Origin of the sequence: Isoptericola maris, assembly GCF_048065335.1 — a bacterium.
GTDB classification, from domain to species: domain Bacteria; phylum Actinomycetota; class Actinomycetes; order Actinomycetales; family Cellulomonadaceae; genus Isoptericola; species Isoptericola rhizosphaerae.
This window is the reverse complement of record NZ_JBLUNY010000002.1, coordinates 189043-203666: the sequence shown is the minus strand read 5'-3', so window position 1 is coordinate 203666 and position 14624 is coordinate 189043. Positions and strand designations below refer to the sequence as shown.

Sequence of the window (14624 nt, the reverse complement as noted above, 5' to 3'; positions counted from 1 at the left end):
TGGAGAAGGGAGAACGCATGACCGACACGACGCAGATCGTCGACGACCAGGACCCGGTGGAGCCGACGGGTTCGCCCGACCGACCCGACGCGCCCGACCCTGAGGCCGGCCTCGCCACGGCCGAGTACGCGATCGCGACCATCGCCGCCGTCGGCTTCGCGGGGCTGCTCATCCTGGTGCTCCAGAGCGACTCCGTGCGCGGGATGCTCGAGTCGATCATCAGCTCGGCGCTGTCGGTGTGAGCGCCCGCGACCGGGGAGAACGCGGTTCGGTGACGGCCGAGCTCGCCGTCGGCATGCCGGTGGTCGTCCTGCTCCTCGTCGCGGTGCTCACGCTCGCGGCCGCGTCCACCGCGCAGCTGCGCGCGGCGGACGCGGCCCGGGCCGGGGCCCGTCAGGCCGCCGTGAGCGCGGACCTCGGCGCGGCGCACGCCGCCGTCTCGCAGGTCGCCGGTGCTGACGCCGAGGCCACCGTGACGCGCGACGGCGAGTGGGTCCGTGTGGTGGTCAGCACGTCGGTCGTGGGCGGCTGGTTCGCCGGGGCACCCCTGCGCGCGACCGGCGAGGCGGTCGCCTGGGTCGAACCGTGACGGCTCCGGACGGCGCCCGGACCGTCGGCGGCGAACGAGGCGCCGGCACCGTGCTGGTGCTCGGGCTCGCGGCGGTGGTGCTGCTGCTCGTCACGGCGGTCGCGGCGCTCGGTGCGGCTCAGCAGGCACGCTCCGTGGCACGGTCGGCCGCGGACCTCGGTGCGCTCGCGGGGGCGACCGCGCTGCGCTGGGGCCACGACCCGTGCACGACGGCGGAGCGCGTCGTCTGGCAGAACGACGGACTGGCGGTGGCCTGCGGCGTCGAGGACGGCGGTGTGGTGACGGTCACCGCCGCGAGGGCCGTCGTCGGCTCCGCCGGGTCGTGGGGCGGGCTCGGGACCGCCGAGGCGACGGCGCGGGCCGGGCCCCGTCCGTCAGCTCGGCTCGATGCCGAACCGCTGGGCGCGCTCGGTGATGAGGCGCGCCCGGCCGAGCCGCGGCTTGTCGGAGCCGTCGCGGATGACCGACCCGGACGCCTCGAACTCCGCGAGGAAGTCGAGCGCCCACGCGACGTCGGCAGGGGCGGGGGACAGGACCTCGTTGACCACGGCGGGCTGCTCCAGGTCGAGGCAGAGTCGGCCCGTCATGCCCATGGCGACGGCGTCGCCGGACTGCTCGCGCAGCAGCGGGTGGCTGGAGCCCACGGTCGGGCCGTCCACGGGCCCTGGCAGACCGCCGATGCGGCTGGCGGTCACCAGGCGGGAGCGCGGGTAGGCCATCGCCAGCGGCTCGTTCGCGGCACCGGTGTCGCGCCGGTAGTCGCCGGAGCCGAACGCGAGGCGGAACGTGCCGGGCGCGCGGGCGATGCTCACCGCGTCCTCGATCCCGAGCGCCGACTCCACCAGCGGCACCACGGGCAGGTGCCCGCCGAGCCGCTGCACCGTGTCGACCACCTGGTCGGGGCTCTCGGTCTTGGCGAGCATGACCCCGCACAGGCCGTCGGCGTCACGGAACGCGCGGACGTCGTCGGCCCAGGCGGCGGAACCGCGCTCGTTGATGCGCACCCACGCGCGCCCGCCGCGGGCGAACCAGTCCAGGACGTCGCGTCGGGCCTCGTCCTTGCGGGACTCGTCGACCGCGTCCTCGCAGTCGAGGACGAGCTGGTCGGCGCGCGAGAGCTGTGCGGCGTCGAAGTCGTCGCGGCGCAGCGCGTTGAGCAGCAGCCAGGAGCGGGCGTTGGCGGGATCCACGCGGCGTGCCTCGCGGGTGCGGCGCAGCGCGGTCAGGTCCTCGGTGGTCACGCGACGATCGTAGGCGCTACGAAGCCGTCGCCGGCGTCGACGGCCGGGGTCGGGGCGCGCTCGGCGGGGAACCGTCCGGCGCGTGCCGCAGCAGCGCGTCCAGGACCCGCACGGCCGCTGCCTTGTCCAACGGAGAGTTGTCGTTGCCGCACTTGGGCGACTGGACGCAGGCGGGGCAGCCGGCGGCGCACGGGCAGGCCGCGACGGCGTCCCGGGTGGCGCGCAGCCACCGTTCGCCGAGCTCGTAGCCCCGCTCGGCGAACCCTGCGCCGCCGGGATAGGCGTCGTAGACGAAGACGGTCGCCTCGCCGGTGTCGGGGTGCTGGGCGGTGGAGACCCCGCCCAGGTCCCAGCGGTCGCACGTGGCGAGCAGCGGCAGCAGCCCGATGGCGGCGTGCTCGGCCGCGTGCAGCGCTCCCGGCGTCTCGTCGGCGTCGACCCCGGCGGCCCGCAGCACGTGGTCCGGTACCGACCACCACACGGCGGTGGTGCCGAGCGTCCGGGAGGGCAGGTCCAGGGCCTCGGTGTCGAGCACCTGCATGTCCGGGATGCGGCGGCGCTGGAAGCTCACCACCTGGCTGGTCACCTCCACCGGCCCCAGGCCCCACGTGATGGGGCCCCACTCCCGTCGCTGCGCGGGGCGCGAACCCTCGGGAGCAGGGTGGTCGGGATCGCCGGGTTCCTCGAGGGAGATCTCCATGACGTCGCGCGACCAGGTGCCGTGGTCCACGTCCCGTCGCACCACGAGCGCCACGTGGTCGGCCAGGTCTAGGTGGTCGACCACGTAGGTGACACCCTGGTGGACGTACACCGCGCCGTCGTGCACCTGACCGTCTGCCGACGCGGCGTCGACGGTCCCCAGCAGGCGGCCCGTGGCGGCCTCGACGACCCGGACGGGGCGACCGCCCGACCCGCGCAGGTCCGCCATACCGGCCGCCGGCTGCGCGTGCGTCCAGTACCAGCCGGAGGGGCGGCGACGGAGCAGGCCGCGGGCGACGAGGACGTCGAGCACCTCCCGGGCCCGGGCGGGGTCGCCGAACCGGGCGAGGTCCTCGGTGCGCAACGGCACCTCCTGGGCTGCCGCGCACAGCTGGGGGGCCAGCACGTAGGGGTTCCCCGGGTCGAACACGGTCGCCTCGAGCGGGGCGTCGAACACCGCCTCGGGGTGGGTGACCAGGTACGTGTCCAGCGGGTCCTCGCGCGCGACGAACGCCACGAGCCCGTCGGCACCCGCTCGCCCGGCTCGTCCGGCCTGCTGCCACAGGGACATGCGCGTGCCCGGCCAGCCCGCGACGAGCACCGCGTCGAGGCCGGAGATGTCGACGCCGAGCTCGAGAGCGTTCGTGGTGGCGAGGCCGAGGAGGTCACCCGACCGGATCGCCTGCTCGAGCTCGCGGCGCTCCTCGGGCAGGTAGCCGCCCCGGTACGCGGCGACCCGCCCGGCGAGCCCGGTCGACACGGGGCGCAGGTGGTCCCGCACCTGCTCGGCCACCGACTCCGCGCCACGGCGCGAGCGCGTGAAGGCGAGCGTGCGGGCACCGTGCGAGGCGAGGTCGGCGAGCAGGTCGGCCACCTCCGCGGTGGCGGATCGACGGGGGTGCTCGGCGGCACCCTCGACCGTCAGGACGGCATCGGCCTCGTTCGCCGCGGGATCGAGGGGGTCGGGCAGGGCCCAGGGGTCGTCGTCCGACACCCCGGCCGGGTGGCCGTCCGTCGTCGTGCCGCCCGAGCGCTCGAACGCCGGTCCGGTGATCTCGGGCGGCTGCCAGAGGACGACGGTCCGCCGCCCCGCCGGCGAGCCGTCAGCGCTGACCTCCGTGACGTCGTCGGCCGAGGTCCCGAGCAACCGGGCGACGCTCGCGGCGGGGTCCGCCGTCGTCGCGCTCGCCACGACGAACGTCGGCGCCGTGCCGCCGTAGTGCTCGGCGAGCCGCGCGAGCCGTCGCAGCACGAGGGCGACGTGCGCGCCGAACACGCCGCGGTAGGCGTGGCCCTCGTCGACGACGACGTAGCGCAGCCCGCGCAGCAGGCGGGTCCAGCGGCGGTGCCCCGGCAGCAGGGCGAAGTGCAGGAAGTCGGGGTTGGTGAGGACGACGTCGGCGTGCTCGGTGACCCAGCGGCGCTCCTCGGACGGGGTGTCGCCGTCACAGGTGGTGGCGCGGACGTCGCGGGTGCCGGCGGCGTCGAGCAGGCGGGTCAGCGCGGTGAGCTGGTCCGCGGCGAGGGCCTTGGTGGGGGAGAGGTACAGGACGGTGCTGCGGCGGACCGTCGACTCGATCCGCCCCTGCCCGTCCTGCGTCGCGGCGCGTCCGGCGCGGACGGCGGTCAGTGCGGGCAGCCAGAAGGCCAGGGACTTGCCGGAGCCGGTCGAGCTCGCCAGGGCGACGTTCTCGCCGCGCCACGCGGCGTCGGCCGCGGTGACCTGGTGGGTCCACGGACGCTCGACCCCGAGCGCCTGGTAGCCCTCGACGAGCTGCGGATCGGCCCAGTCGGGCCAGTCGGCGTGCTGCGCCGACCGGGCCGGGAACGTCCGGGCGTGCTTGAGCCGGTCGGACCGTGCCCCCCGAGCGGTGAGCACGTCCAGCAGCGGGTGGTCGGCGGGCGGGCTCTCGGGTGGCACCTCGACAGTGTCGCACCTGAAATTCACCCGCTCCGCTTACCACAAATCGCGCTGACTCGCCGACTGAAGGCCTAGGATCGGACGTCGAAGCATCAGCCGGGCATCGCCGCCGTGTCCCTCTCATCCGTCGGATGAGACATGTCCGGCGTGCGACAACTCCTGCAGGAGCCACCGGTGTACACGGCCGCCGGGCTCCGCCTCGACGAAGGACTCGCATGCGCACGCTCTCGGCCGCCGTTCTCACCGCCGCCCTCGTCATCGCCCCGGCCTCGTTGGCCTGGGCCGGTGGCTCGGACGACCCCACGCCGTACGAGGTGACGGCGGAGGGGATCCAGCTCCCCGAGGGCGACGTGTTCCGGGACAACGGGCACGTCAACGTGAAGGCCTCCAAGAACGGTGCGCAGCTCGGCCAGGCGCACTTCGAGGGTAAGTGCATCGACCGCACGGACGCGGAGTGCGCGGGGACGCGGCACGATGTCGCCCAGTACATCGGCAAGGCGTTCATCCCCTGGTCGGTGCTGGGGGTGCAGGCCGGGGACTGCGTGGGGTGGGTGCAGCTGAGCCACTACAACGAGCACTTCGGCGAGGGCGGCCAGGAGCCCGTCTGCCTCGACACCCCGGCGCCGGTGGTGACGCCGGAGCCCAAGCCGACCCCGACGTTCCCCGACACGCCCCCGACCGAGCCGGGCGAGCCCCTGGAGCCGGTCACGGATCCCACGGAGCCTGCGCCCGCCGGGCCGGACGAGACCGAGCCGTCCTCGCCGGCCGAGACCCCCGAGCCCGGCGGCACCGAGCCCACGGAACCGGCGTCGCCGAGCGAGTCCCCGGCACCGGTCGCGGACGAGGCCGGCGGCCCGGGCGAGGCCGACGGCACGATCGGTCGCCCGCAGGGTGTGGCGGTGACGCCGGGCGTCGCGGACCAGACCGGGGGCGACGCTGACGGGGCGGACGCCGGGTCGGCCGAGCAGGTCCGGGCGCAGTCCGGTGGTGGCGAGCTGCCGCGGACCGGCGCGACCGTCACGGCCGTCCTCGTCGCTGCGGCTGTGCTCGTCCTCGGAGGGATCGGCTTCCTGGCAGTGCGCCGCCGCAACGCCTGATCGGCGCGCCAGGCGCACAGGCACAGGACATAGGCGCAAAGGGCGACAAGAGAAAGATGGCCCTTCTGGGCGATGAGAAAGAATAGTTCATTCTTTGATGAATGGATTGCGCTTTCGCCATGGAAGTCTTGTGAAAGAAGTCCGGCCCAGGCTGTTATCTGTTCGTGATCATCGTTCCCTGGTGTCATGCCCACCACCAGGACCCGGCGGCTCGCTGCTGCCCTCGCGGCGGCCACCGCGGTCACCCTCGTCCCGCTCGCAGGTGCCCCGGCGCACGCCGCCGCAGCTCCGGCGGCCCCCGTCGCGGCACCGGCCGCGCCTCCGGCGACCGCCCCTGCGACCGCAACGCTGAGCGCTGCGCCCGTCTCCGCCGTCGGCCCCCGCGCCGTGGCGGGCCTCGCCGCCGGGTCGAAGGGCACCGTGCGCTGGGTGAAGACCGACCGGGCCAAGGTGACGAAGAAGCGCGACCGGTCGAGCCGCGTGGTGGCCCGCCCGGACGACGGCACGCGGCTGACGGTGCTCGAGCGCCGCACCAGGCTGCTGCAGGTGCGGCTCCCGCACGGCAAGGTCGGCTGGGTCGGCAAGCGGCACGTGACCGCCACGCCGCTGCGAGACGTCGGCGGCAAGCGGTTCACGACCAAGCGGGTCAAGGTCTCCCGGGAGGTCCGTGGGGCGTCCCGCACCGTGACCCGGGCGGCGCTCGGCACGAAGGTCACCAAGCTCGCCCGGACCACGGGCCGCGGCGTCGACCGCGTCAAGGTCAAGCTGCCCGGCGGCAGGACGGGCTGGGTCTCGGCGGACAAGCTGCGGACCCGCGACGTGTGGGGTCAGCTCGCGCGGTGCGAGTCCGGCGGTCGCCCGCAGATCGCCACCGGGAACGGCTACTACGGCATGTACCAGTTCACGGCGCGCACCTGGCGTTCCGTCGGCGGCTCGGGCCTGCCGCACCGGCACGGGGCCCGCGAGCAGACCAAGCGCGCGCAGATCCTGCAGGCCCGCGCGGGCTGGGGCCAGTGGCCGCACTGCACCCGCAAGCTCGGGCTGCGCTGAGGCGGGCCCGGTTCGCCGCTACCGGACGAGGACGGCGCTCATCGCACGCGCCAGGTACCAGGGGTCGACGACGGCGGTCAGCTCGCGGGCGGAGTGCATCGACAGGATCGGTACGCCCACGTCCACGACGCGGATGCCGAGCCGCGTGGCGGTGATCGGCCCGATGGTGGAGCCGCACGGGATGGTGTTGTTCGAGACGAACTCCTGGGTGGGCACTCCGGCGGCCCCGCAGGCCGTCTGCCAGAGCGCGGCCCCGTGGGCGTCCGTCGTGTAGCGCTGGTTGGCGTTGATCTTGAGGATCGGGCCGCCGCCCGCCCGCGGGTGGTTGGCGGGGTCGTGCCGCTCCGGGTAGTTGGGGTGCACGGCGTGGCCGACGTCCGACGAGACGCACAGCGAGGACGCCAGCGCCCGACGGCGGTCCTCGCCCCCGGCGCCGAGCGCGCGCGAGATGCGGCCCAGGACGTCGCTGAGGAACGGCCCGGCGGCGCCGGAGCGCGACTCGGAGCCGATCTCCTCGTGGTCGAACGCGGCCAGCACCGCGACACCGGTGAGGTCCGCGGGCGCGGCGCCGAGCAGCGCCGTGAGCGCCGCGTGCGTGGAGAGCAGGTTGTCCAGCCGGCCGGACGCCCACAGCTCCTCGCGCGCGCCGAAGGCTCGCGGTACCTGGGTGTCGGCGACCACGACGTCGTAGCCGAGGATGTCCGCCGGGTCGACCGCGCCGTCGGGCACCTCGATGCGCGAGGCCAGCTCGGCGAGCACGTCGGCGTCGCTGACCTCGCCCAGGCCGATCACGGGCTGGGTGTGCCGCTGCTTGTCGAGGGTGAGGCCGTCGTTGACCTGCCGGTCGAGGTGGATGGCGAGCTGGGGGATGCGGGCGAACGGCCCGGTGCGCACCAGGTGCTCCGCCCCGTCCCGGGTGACGATGCGGCCGGCAAGCTCGAGCTCGCGGTCCAGCCAGGAGTTGAGCAGGGGTCCGCCGTACACCTCGACGCCGGCCTGCACCCAGCCCTCGCGCCCGGTGGTGGGCCGCGGCTTGAGCTTGAACCCGGGTGAGTCGGTGTGGGTGCCGAGCACCGTGAACGGGGTGGTCGCCTCCGCCGACGGCGGCACGACGAAGGCGATGGCCGAGCCGTCGCGCACGACGACGTAACGTCCGCCCGGTGTGACGTCCCAGGTGTCGGTCTCGGCGAGCGGGACGAACCCGGCGGCCTCGGCGCGGCGGGCGACCTCGGCGGCGGCGTGGTACGACGACGGCGCGGCGGTGACGAACGCGCCGAGGTCCTCGGCGTGGTCGCGAGCCTTCGCGGGCACTGGGGTGTGTGGCGTGGACATGCGCGCATCTTGCCACGCGCCTGCGCGCACTCGCCCGGTTCTGCTCGGCACGAAGTGACCTGTTCGGCAGTCCGTCCTGCCGAACAGGTCCCTTCCTGCCGAACCGAGGCCAGCCCGCCGTCGCCTGCGGGTCAGCAGCCGAGGTTGCCACCCGTCGTCGTGCCGAGGATCTGCGCGAACCGCTGGAACGAGGCGATCCGGCTCTGCACCTGGGCCGGGTTGCCACCGTCGCACTCGAGAGCGCCGTTGATGGAGCGGATCGACTCCCCGAACCCGGCGCCGGTCACGATCGCCTGGTGGCCCGTCATGGTGCCGGGGCCGGACTGGGTGTTCCAGTACCAGAGGCCGGTCTTCCAGGCGACGGCCGGGTCGGTCTCCACCAGGTACGGGTTGTTGAGCAGGTCGATGCCCAGGGCGTCGCCCGCGGCCTTGTAGTTGTAGTTCCAGGAGAGCTGGACCGGGCCCTTGCCGTAGTAGGCCGACTGGCCGGCGGGGCACCCGAACGGCTGCGTGGTGTCGCAGTAGTGCGGGTAGTTGGCCTCGTTGATCTCCTTGACGTAGCGCAGCCCGCCCGTCTCGTGGTCCACGTTGGCGAGGAACGCGGCGGCCTCCCGCTTGGCGATCTCCGGGCCGCCGGCCGAGGCGAAGTCCGGGTACGCCCCGAGCGCGTCGACCAGGCCCTGGTACGTGTAGAAGGAGTTGCGCTGGGGGAACATCTCGTCGAACTGCGCCGCGGAGACCACGAAGTCACCGGGGTCGGTCGGCGGGTCCGTGGGGTCGGGGTCCGGCGTGGAGCCGCCGTCGCAGGCGCCCGCGGAGCGCCAGACGCCCCACTGGCCGGTGGTGCCGGGGGTCTCGCCGCGAGTCCACCACTGGGCGTCCCAGTTCTGGCCGACGTGCGACACGGTGTCGCCGGCGGTGTACACCGTGCCCGCCGACCAGCCGGGCGCGCAGCTCACGGCGGAGGCGGACGCGGCCGGGCCGGCGGTGGTCCACGCCAGCGCGCCGGCGGCGGCGATCGTCAGGGCGGTGAGTGCGGAGAGCGCGCGCCGCCGCGCCGCGCCGCCGCGGAGGTTCAGGACTGTCGACCGGGTCATGTCGAACCTTTCGTCAGAGGTGCTAACAGATTCGAGTCTGAAGCGCCGGCCCCACGATGGACAACACCCGTACGTCCGTCACCGGGCGTTGTGGAGAACCCTTACGCGAGCAGGTCGCCGAGCCGCTCGAGCGCCTCGCGGCCGACCACGTCGCGCGCCAGGAGGGGCACCTCTCGCATGGGCACGTCGGGCAGCTCGGTCCGCAGCGTGGCCAGGTGCGACGCCTCCGCGGCGTGGCGGGCGGCGAGCAGCTCGCCGGCGTCGGCGGGCGAGCGCTTGTTGACCACGAGCCCGCCCACCGCGACACCGAGCCCGGTGAGCCGCCGCGTCAGCTCGACCGTCTCCAGCACGGGCAGCCGCTCGGCGGCCAGCACCACGACGAACGTGCAGGCCTCATGGTCCGTGAGCACGTCGCGCAGGTGCGCGAACCGCTCCCGTCGCCGCGTCAGCACCGAGCGGATCTCGGCGTCGCGCCGCGCGGTGGCCTCGCCCCGACCGCCCAGCATCTGGGCGGCGGCGCCCAGCCGGTCGGATCGGTCCCGGCGCCGCAGCAGGCCGTCCGTCCACGCCCCCATGGTCTCCGGCAAGGAGAGCAGCCGGGCGGTGTGCCCCGACGGCGCGGTGTCGAGGACCACCAGGTCGTAGTCGGCCGTGCCCCGCTGCACGAGGTCGGCCACCCGCTCCAGGATCGCCGCCTCGTGCATGCCGGGCGCGTCATGAGCCAGGTCGAGGTGCCGGTCGACCTCACCGCCGAGGTGCTCGGGCATGAGCCGGCGCAACGTGGCACGGACCGCGGACAGGTGTGCCGCCGTCGTCCGCTCCGGGTCGATCTCGACCCCGTCGAGGTGGCCGGGCGCCTCGTCGGCGAGGCGCGCGACGTCGTCGCCCACCGTGCGCTGCCACAGGTGGCCGAGGTTGTGGGCCGGGTCGGTCGAGACGACCAGCACCCGGCGGCCCGCCCGGGCCTGGGCCAGCGCGACCGCCGAGGCGACCGACGTCTTGCCCACCCCGCCCTTGCCACCCACGAGGACCACCCGGCGTCGGGCGGCCAGGCCGTGCAGGTCTAGCAGCACGACACGTGGTCCAGGGGCGATCGGTCCAGACCGAGCCGGGTGTGCCACTCGTGGACGCGATCAGCCACCAGGGGCAGCAGCTCGACCGTGTAGTACGACGCGGGGTTGGGCACCCCGAGCGCCTCGGCGAGCACGACCAGCGTGAACAGGTCGTCCTCGTCCCGCCGGGCGCGAGCCATCGTGCGCCGGTACGGGGCCTCGTAGAACTCGCGCAGCCCTGCTGACAGGGAGGTCAGGGCGCTCAGGGTGCCCGCCATCACGCCTCCTTCGACGGCTTCCCACCGCTCGCGCTCGCCGCACCGGTGCCCGCGGCGGAGGTGCCGGTGGGCACCGGCTCGTCGGACTCCGGGTCGAACGAGCCCTTCCGTGCGGCGTTCATCGCGGCGGCGGCCTCGACGGAGACCCACAGCGACGCCACGAGGATGATGACGTCGAGCACCAGGAGGAGCCAGCTCTGGTCCGCCCAGAACGTCCCGAGCTGCACGACCAGCGCGTAGATCGACATCACCAGGACGAAGACCAGCGGGATCAGCACCGGCAAAGGGTTGCGCTTCTTGCGCAGCAGGATGACCGCCACCACCGCGAGCGTCAGGGACGCCAGGAGCTGGTTCGTGGTGCCGAAGAGCGGCCAGATGAGCAGCCCGCCGTCACCCTCGCCGCCGGAGCTGAAGACCAGCCCCATCGCGACCACGAGCACGACGACGGTCCCCACGCCCTTGTTGACCCGGACGCCTGCGAGCTCGCCCGCCTCCTGGACGACGAACCGCTGCAGGCGCACCCCGGTGTCCATCGTCGTGGCGGCGAACAGCACGGCCATCGTCGCCAGGATGGTCGCCGACAACGAGGCCGGGATGCCGAGCCCGGCGTTGACGATCGCGGCACCGCCGTCGACGAACGCGCCGACGCCGTTGACGGCGAACGACGAGTAGACCGCCTCCCAGTCCGCCACGGTCCGGAAGCCCGCGGTCGTGGCGATGATCGCGCCGAGCGCCAACATGCCCTCGCCGACCGCGCCGAAGTAGCCGACGAACCGGCCGTCGGTCTCCTTGTCGAGCTGCTTGGACGACGTGCCGGACGAGACCATGCCGTGGAAGCCGGAGATCGCACCGCAGGCGATCGTCACGAACAGCAGCGGCACGAGGCTCGGCGTGTCCGCCGGGACGTTCTCGTTGAACGCGGGGGCGACGACCGCCGGGGTCGAGAACAGCACGGCGCCGTACAGGATGCCCAGACCGATGAAGAGCTGGACGCCGTTGATGTAGTCGCGGGGCTGCAGCAGCACCCACACCGGCAGCAGCGACGCGATGCCCGCGTACACGAACAGGGCAACGATCCAGAACGTGGCCGGCGACATGCCGAGGATCGGGTCGGGCAGGACCACGGGGAACCGGTCGCCGACGAGGATCAGCGAGTACAGGGCGACGACGCCGATGACGGTGGTGACCAGCAGGTTGATCTTCCAGCGGTAGATCATCTGGCCGATGACGGCCGCCACGGCGATAGCGCCCCAGACCGGGATGACCGAGGTGGGCGTGGCGATGAGCAGGTTCTTGATCACCACGGCGAAGGCCGCGATGACCATCAGCAGCAGCAGGAAGATGACCACGAGGAACAGGCCGCGCCCGCGGGCACCGATGTAGCGCCCGGACAGCATGCCCATCGAGCGCCCCTTGTTGCGGACCGACGCCCACAGCGCGCCCATGTCGTGCATGCCCGCGAAGAAGACGGTGCCCAGCGTGACCCAGAGGAACGCCGGCACCCAGCCCCAGATGACCGCGATGGCGGGCCCGACGATCGGCGCGGCACCGGCGACCGAGGTGAAGTGGTGACCCCAGAGCACGAACTTGTTGGTCGGCACGTAGTCGACGCCGTCGCGCATCTCGTGGGACGGCGTGCGGTAGGCCTCGTCCAGCCTGTAGACGCGCTTGGCCAGGAACTTCGAGTAGAGGAAGTACCCGGCGAGGACCATGGCGAGGCCCACCACCATCAGCACCAAGGAGTTCACGCTGCGCTCCGATCCAGTCGTCGTTGACCTTGTGCCGGGAGTCTACGGCGCGGTGCCCAGGAGTCCAGACGCCGTCGCCAGGTGCCCAAGGCACGTGTCGGTTCGTGACAGTCATCACGTGTGAGTAGACTCACGCGCATCCCGCCGTCAACGGCGACGGCGGGGTATCCAACAGACGCTCGGCCCAGGTCGACGACCGGGGGCGCGGTTGGCACACGTCGAGGAGGACGGATGCTCACACTCGGGTCCGACAGCATCACGATCGTCGCGGTCATCGCGGTGATCGCCCTGGCAGCGCTCGTGTGCGCAGCGGTGCTCCGGCGGCAGGTGCTCGCCGCACGCGGCGGCACGGACAAGATGCAGGACATCGCCCAGGCGGTCCAGGAAGGTGCTTCCGCCTACCTCAGCCGGCAGTTCCGGACACTCGCGCTCTTCGCCGTCGTGGTGTTCGCACTGCTCTTCCTGCTGCCGGGCGACGGCGGCGTGCGTGTCGGGCGGTCGGTCGCGTTCCTCGTAGGGGCCGGCTTCTCCGCGGCGATCGGCTACCTCGGGATGTCGCTCGCCGTCCGGGCCAACGTCCGCGTCGCCGCGGCCGCCACCCGCCCCGACGGGCGTCGGACGGGCGCCCGCATCGCGTTCCGCACCGGTGGCGTCGTCGGGATGTCCGTCGTCGGGCTCGGTCTGCTCGGCGCCGCCGTGGTCGTGCTCGTCTACCGGTCCGACGCCCCCGCCGTGCTGGAGGGCTTCGGGTTCGGCGCCGCGCTGCTCGCGATGTTCATGCGCGTCGGCGGCGGCATCTTCACCAAGGCGGCCGACGTCGGCGCCGACCTGGTCGGCAAGGTCGAGCAGGGCATCCCGGAGGACGACCCGCGCAACGCCGCGACCATCGCCGACAACGTGGGCGACAACGTCGGCGACTGCGCGGGCATGGCCGCCGACCTCTTCGAGTCCTACGCCGTGACCCTCGTCGCTGCCCTGATCCTCGGCAAGGCCGTCATGGGTGAGCAGGGGCTCGTGTTCCCGCTCGTCGTCACCGCGGTGGGCGCGTTCGTCGCCCTCCTGGGCGTCGCGATCACCCGCGTGCGGGCGAACGAGTCCGGCCTGACCGCCATCAACCGCGGCTTCTACGTCTCCGCCGTCGTCGGCGCTGCCCTCGCGGCCGTCGCGGCGTTCCTGTACCTGCCGAGCTCGTTCGACGGGATGGGCGGCACCGCCGACCTCACCGGCGTGACCTCGGACCCGCGGGTCGTCGCGTCGCTCGCCGTGCTCATCGGCATCGTGCTGGCCGGCATCATCCTGTGGATCACCGGCTACTTCACCGGGACGGAGTCCAAGCCGACCAAGCACGTCGCGGCCACGTCCCGCACCGGTGCGGCCACCGTGGTGCTGTCCGGGATCGGCGTCGGGTTCGAGTCCGCCGTGTACACCGCCGGCGTCATCGCCGCCGCGATCTGCGGCGTCTTCCTGCTCGCCGGCGGCTCCATCTGGCTGTCGCTGTTCCTCGTGGCGCTCGCGGGCTGCGGCCTGCTGACCACGGTCGGCGTGATCGTCGCCATGGACACGTTCGGTCCCGTGAGCGACAACGCGCAGGGCATCGCCGAGATGTCCGGCGACGTCGACGAGGAAGGCGCCCAGATCCTCACGGACCTCGACGCCGTCGGCAACACCACCAAGGCCATCACCAAGGGCATCGCGATCGCGACGGCGGTGCTCGCGGCGACCGCGCTGTTCGGCTCCTACGCGGACGCGGTCGAGACGGCGGTCGCGGAGGTCACGACGGTCGGCAGCGGCCTGGTGGGCGCGATGCTGAGCTACGAGATCATCTCCCCGATCACGCTGGTCGGCGTGATCCTGGGTGCGGCCACGGTGTTCCTGTTCTCGGGACTCGCGATCGACGCGGTGACCCGGGCGGCCGGAGCCATCGTCTACGAGGTGCGCCGCCAGTTCCGCGAGCACCCCGGGATCATGACGTACGACGAGCGGCCCGAGTACGGCAAGGTCGTGGACATCTGCACCAAGGACTCCCTGCGAGAGCTCGCCACCCCGGGCCTGCTCGCGGCCTTCGCGCCGATCGCGGTGGGCTTCGGGCTCGGTGTCGGCCCGCTGGCCGGGTTCCTCGCCGGCACCATCGGCGCCGGCGTGCTCATGGCGATCTTCCTGGCCAACTCCGGTGGCGCCTGGGACAACGCGAAGAAGATCGTGGAGGACGGCGCGCACGGCGGCAAGGGCTCGGAGGCGCACGAGGCCACGATCATCGGCGACACCGTGGGCGACCCGTTCAAGGACACCGCCGGGCCGGCGATCAACCCGCTGATCAAGGTGATGAACCTGGTCTCGCTCCTCATCGCTCCCGCGGTGGTCATGCTCTCGGTGCCCGCTGACGCCAACCACGTGCTGCGCATCGTCATCGCCCTGGTGGCTGCCGGCATCGCGATGGGCGCCGTCGTGCTCTCCCGCCTGCGCGCGGCCCGTGTGGACCGTGAGCAGGAGGACGAGGTGCGCGCCGTCGCCGCACGCTGA

General features: G+C 73.4%; 12 protein-coding genes and 1 pseudogene. 6 read left to right on the top strand and 7 right to left on the bottom strand.

Going from position 1 to position 14624, the window contains the following annotated elements:
* The first annotated feature begins 17 nt into the window (after positions 1 to 17).
* The 3 genes and pseudogenes from ACH5HR_RS05055 to ACH5HR_RS05045 all read left to right on the top strand — a co-directional run.
* Positions 18 to 242, top strand: a complete 225-nt coding sequence (locus tag ACH5HR_RS05055; protein WP_416476587.1) for a DUF4244 domain-containing protein — start codon at positions 18 to 20, stop codon at positions 240 to 242.
* A complete protein-coding gene (locus tag ACH5HR_RS05050) occupies positions 239 to 589 on the top strand; it encodes a TadE family type IV pilus minor pilin (protein ID WP_402373723.1) in 351 nt (116 codons plus the stop codon). The genes ACH5HR_RS05055 and ACH5HR_RS05050 overlap by 4 nt, the downstream gene beginning before the upstream one ends.
* Positions 490 to 945 (top strand): annotated as a pseudogene (locus tag ACH5HR_RS05045) (Rv3654c family TadE-like protein); the annotation flags it as partial. The gene ACH5HR_RS05050 and the pseudogene ACH5HR_RS05045, both read left to right, overlap by 100 nt.
* A gap of 18 nt (positions 946 to 963) precedes the next feature.
* On the opposite strand, the gene ACH5HR_RS05040 reads toward ACH5HR_RS05045, so the two are convergent.
* Together ACH5HR_RS05040 and sftH are read right to left on the bottom strand one after the other, a co-directional pair.
* The gene (locus ACH5HR_RS05040; RefSeq protein ID WP_402373726.1) at positions 964 to 1830 is read right to left on the bottom strand and encodes an HpcH/HpaI aldolase/citrate lyase family protein; all 867 of its coding nucleotides are present in this window, start codon (positions 1828 to 1830) and stop codon (positions 964 to 966) included.
* Between the two features lie 16 nt (positions 1831 to 1846).
* On the bottom strand, positions 1847 to 4450 hold the full coding sequence (sftH, locus tag ACH5HR_RS05035; protein ID WP_416476586.1) for a DNA 3'-5' helicase SftH: 2604 nt from the start codon (positions 4448 to 4450) through the stop codon (positions 1847 to 1849).
* A gap of 215 nt (positions 4451 to 4665) precedes the next feature.
* On the opposite strand from sftH, the gene ACH5HR_RS05030 reads away from it, so the two are divergent.
* Together ACH5HR_RS05030 and ACH5HR_RS05025 are read left to right on the top strand one after the other, a co-directional pair.
* On the top strand, positions 4666 to 5547 hold the full coding sequence (locus ACH5HR_RS05030; RefSeq protein ID WP_416476585.1) for an LPXTG cell wall anchor domain-containing protein: 882 nt from the start codon (positions 4666 to 4668) through the stop codon (positions 5545 to 5547).
* A gap of 186 nt (positions 5548 to 5733) precedes the next feature.
* Positions 5734 to 6597, top strand: coding sequence for a transglycosylase family protein (locus ACH5HR_RS05025; protein WP_416476584.1), 864 nt, complete (start codon positions 5734 to 5736; stop codon positions 6595 to 6597).
* 18 nt (positions 6598 to 6615) lie between these two features.
* Here the strand turns inward: ACH5HR_RS05025 and ACH5HR_RS05020 are convergent, their stop codons facing one another.
* The 5 genes from ACH5HR_RS05020 to ACH5HR_RS05000 form a co-directional block, all read right to left on the bottom strand.
* Positions 6616 to 7929 (bottom strand): M18 family aminopeptidase, encoded by a 1314-nt coding sequence (locus tag ACH5HR_RS05020; RefSeq protein WP_402373734.1) that lies wholly within the window; start codon positions 7927 to 7929, stop codon positions 6616 to 6618.
* 131 nt (positions 7930 to 8060) lie between these two features.
* A complete protein-coding gene (locus ACH5HR_RS05015) occupies positions 8061 to 9026 on the bottom strand; it encodes a glycoside hydrolase family 19 protein (RefSeq protein WP_416476583.1) in 966 nt (321 codons plus the stop codon).
* Positions 9027 to 9127: 101 nt separating this feature from the next.
* Positions 9128 to 10099, bottom strand: a complete 972-nt coding sequence (locus ACH5HR_RS05010; RefSeq protein WP_416476582.1) for an ArsA family ATPase — start codon at positions 10097 to 10099, stop codon at positions 9128 to 9130.
* Entirely contained in the window at positions 10090 to 10356 is a 267-nt protein-coding gene (locus tag ACH5HR_RS05005; protein ID WP_402373741.1) for a cory-CC-star protein, read from the bottom strand. Before ACH5HR_RS05005 ends, ACH5HR_RS05010 begins: the two co-directional genes overlap by 10 nt.
* Positions 10356 to 12104 carry a carbon starvation CstA family protein gene (locus ACH5HR_RS05000; RefSeq protein WP_416476581.1) on the bottom strand — a complete coding sequence of 583 codons (1749 nt, stop codon included), beginning with the start codon at positions 12102 to 12104 and terminating at the stop codon, positions 10356 to 10358. The genes ACH5HR_RS05005 and ACH5HR_RS05000 overlap by 1 nt, the downstream gene beginning before the upstream one ends.
* A 231-nt stretch (positions 12105 to 12335) precedes the next feature.
* On the opposite strand from ACH5HR_RS05000, the gene ACH5HR_RS04995 reads away from it, so the two are divergent.
* A complete protein-coding gene (locus tag ACH5HR_RS04995; protein ID WP_416476579.1) occupies positions 12336 to 14624 on the top strand; it encodes a sodium-translocating pyrophosphatase in 2289 nt (762 codons plus the stop codon).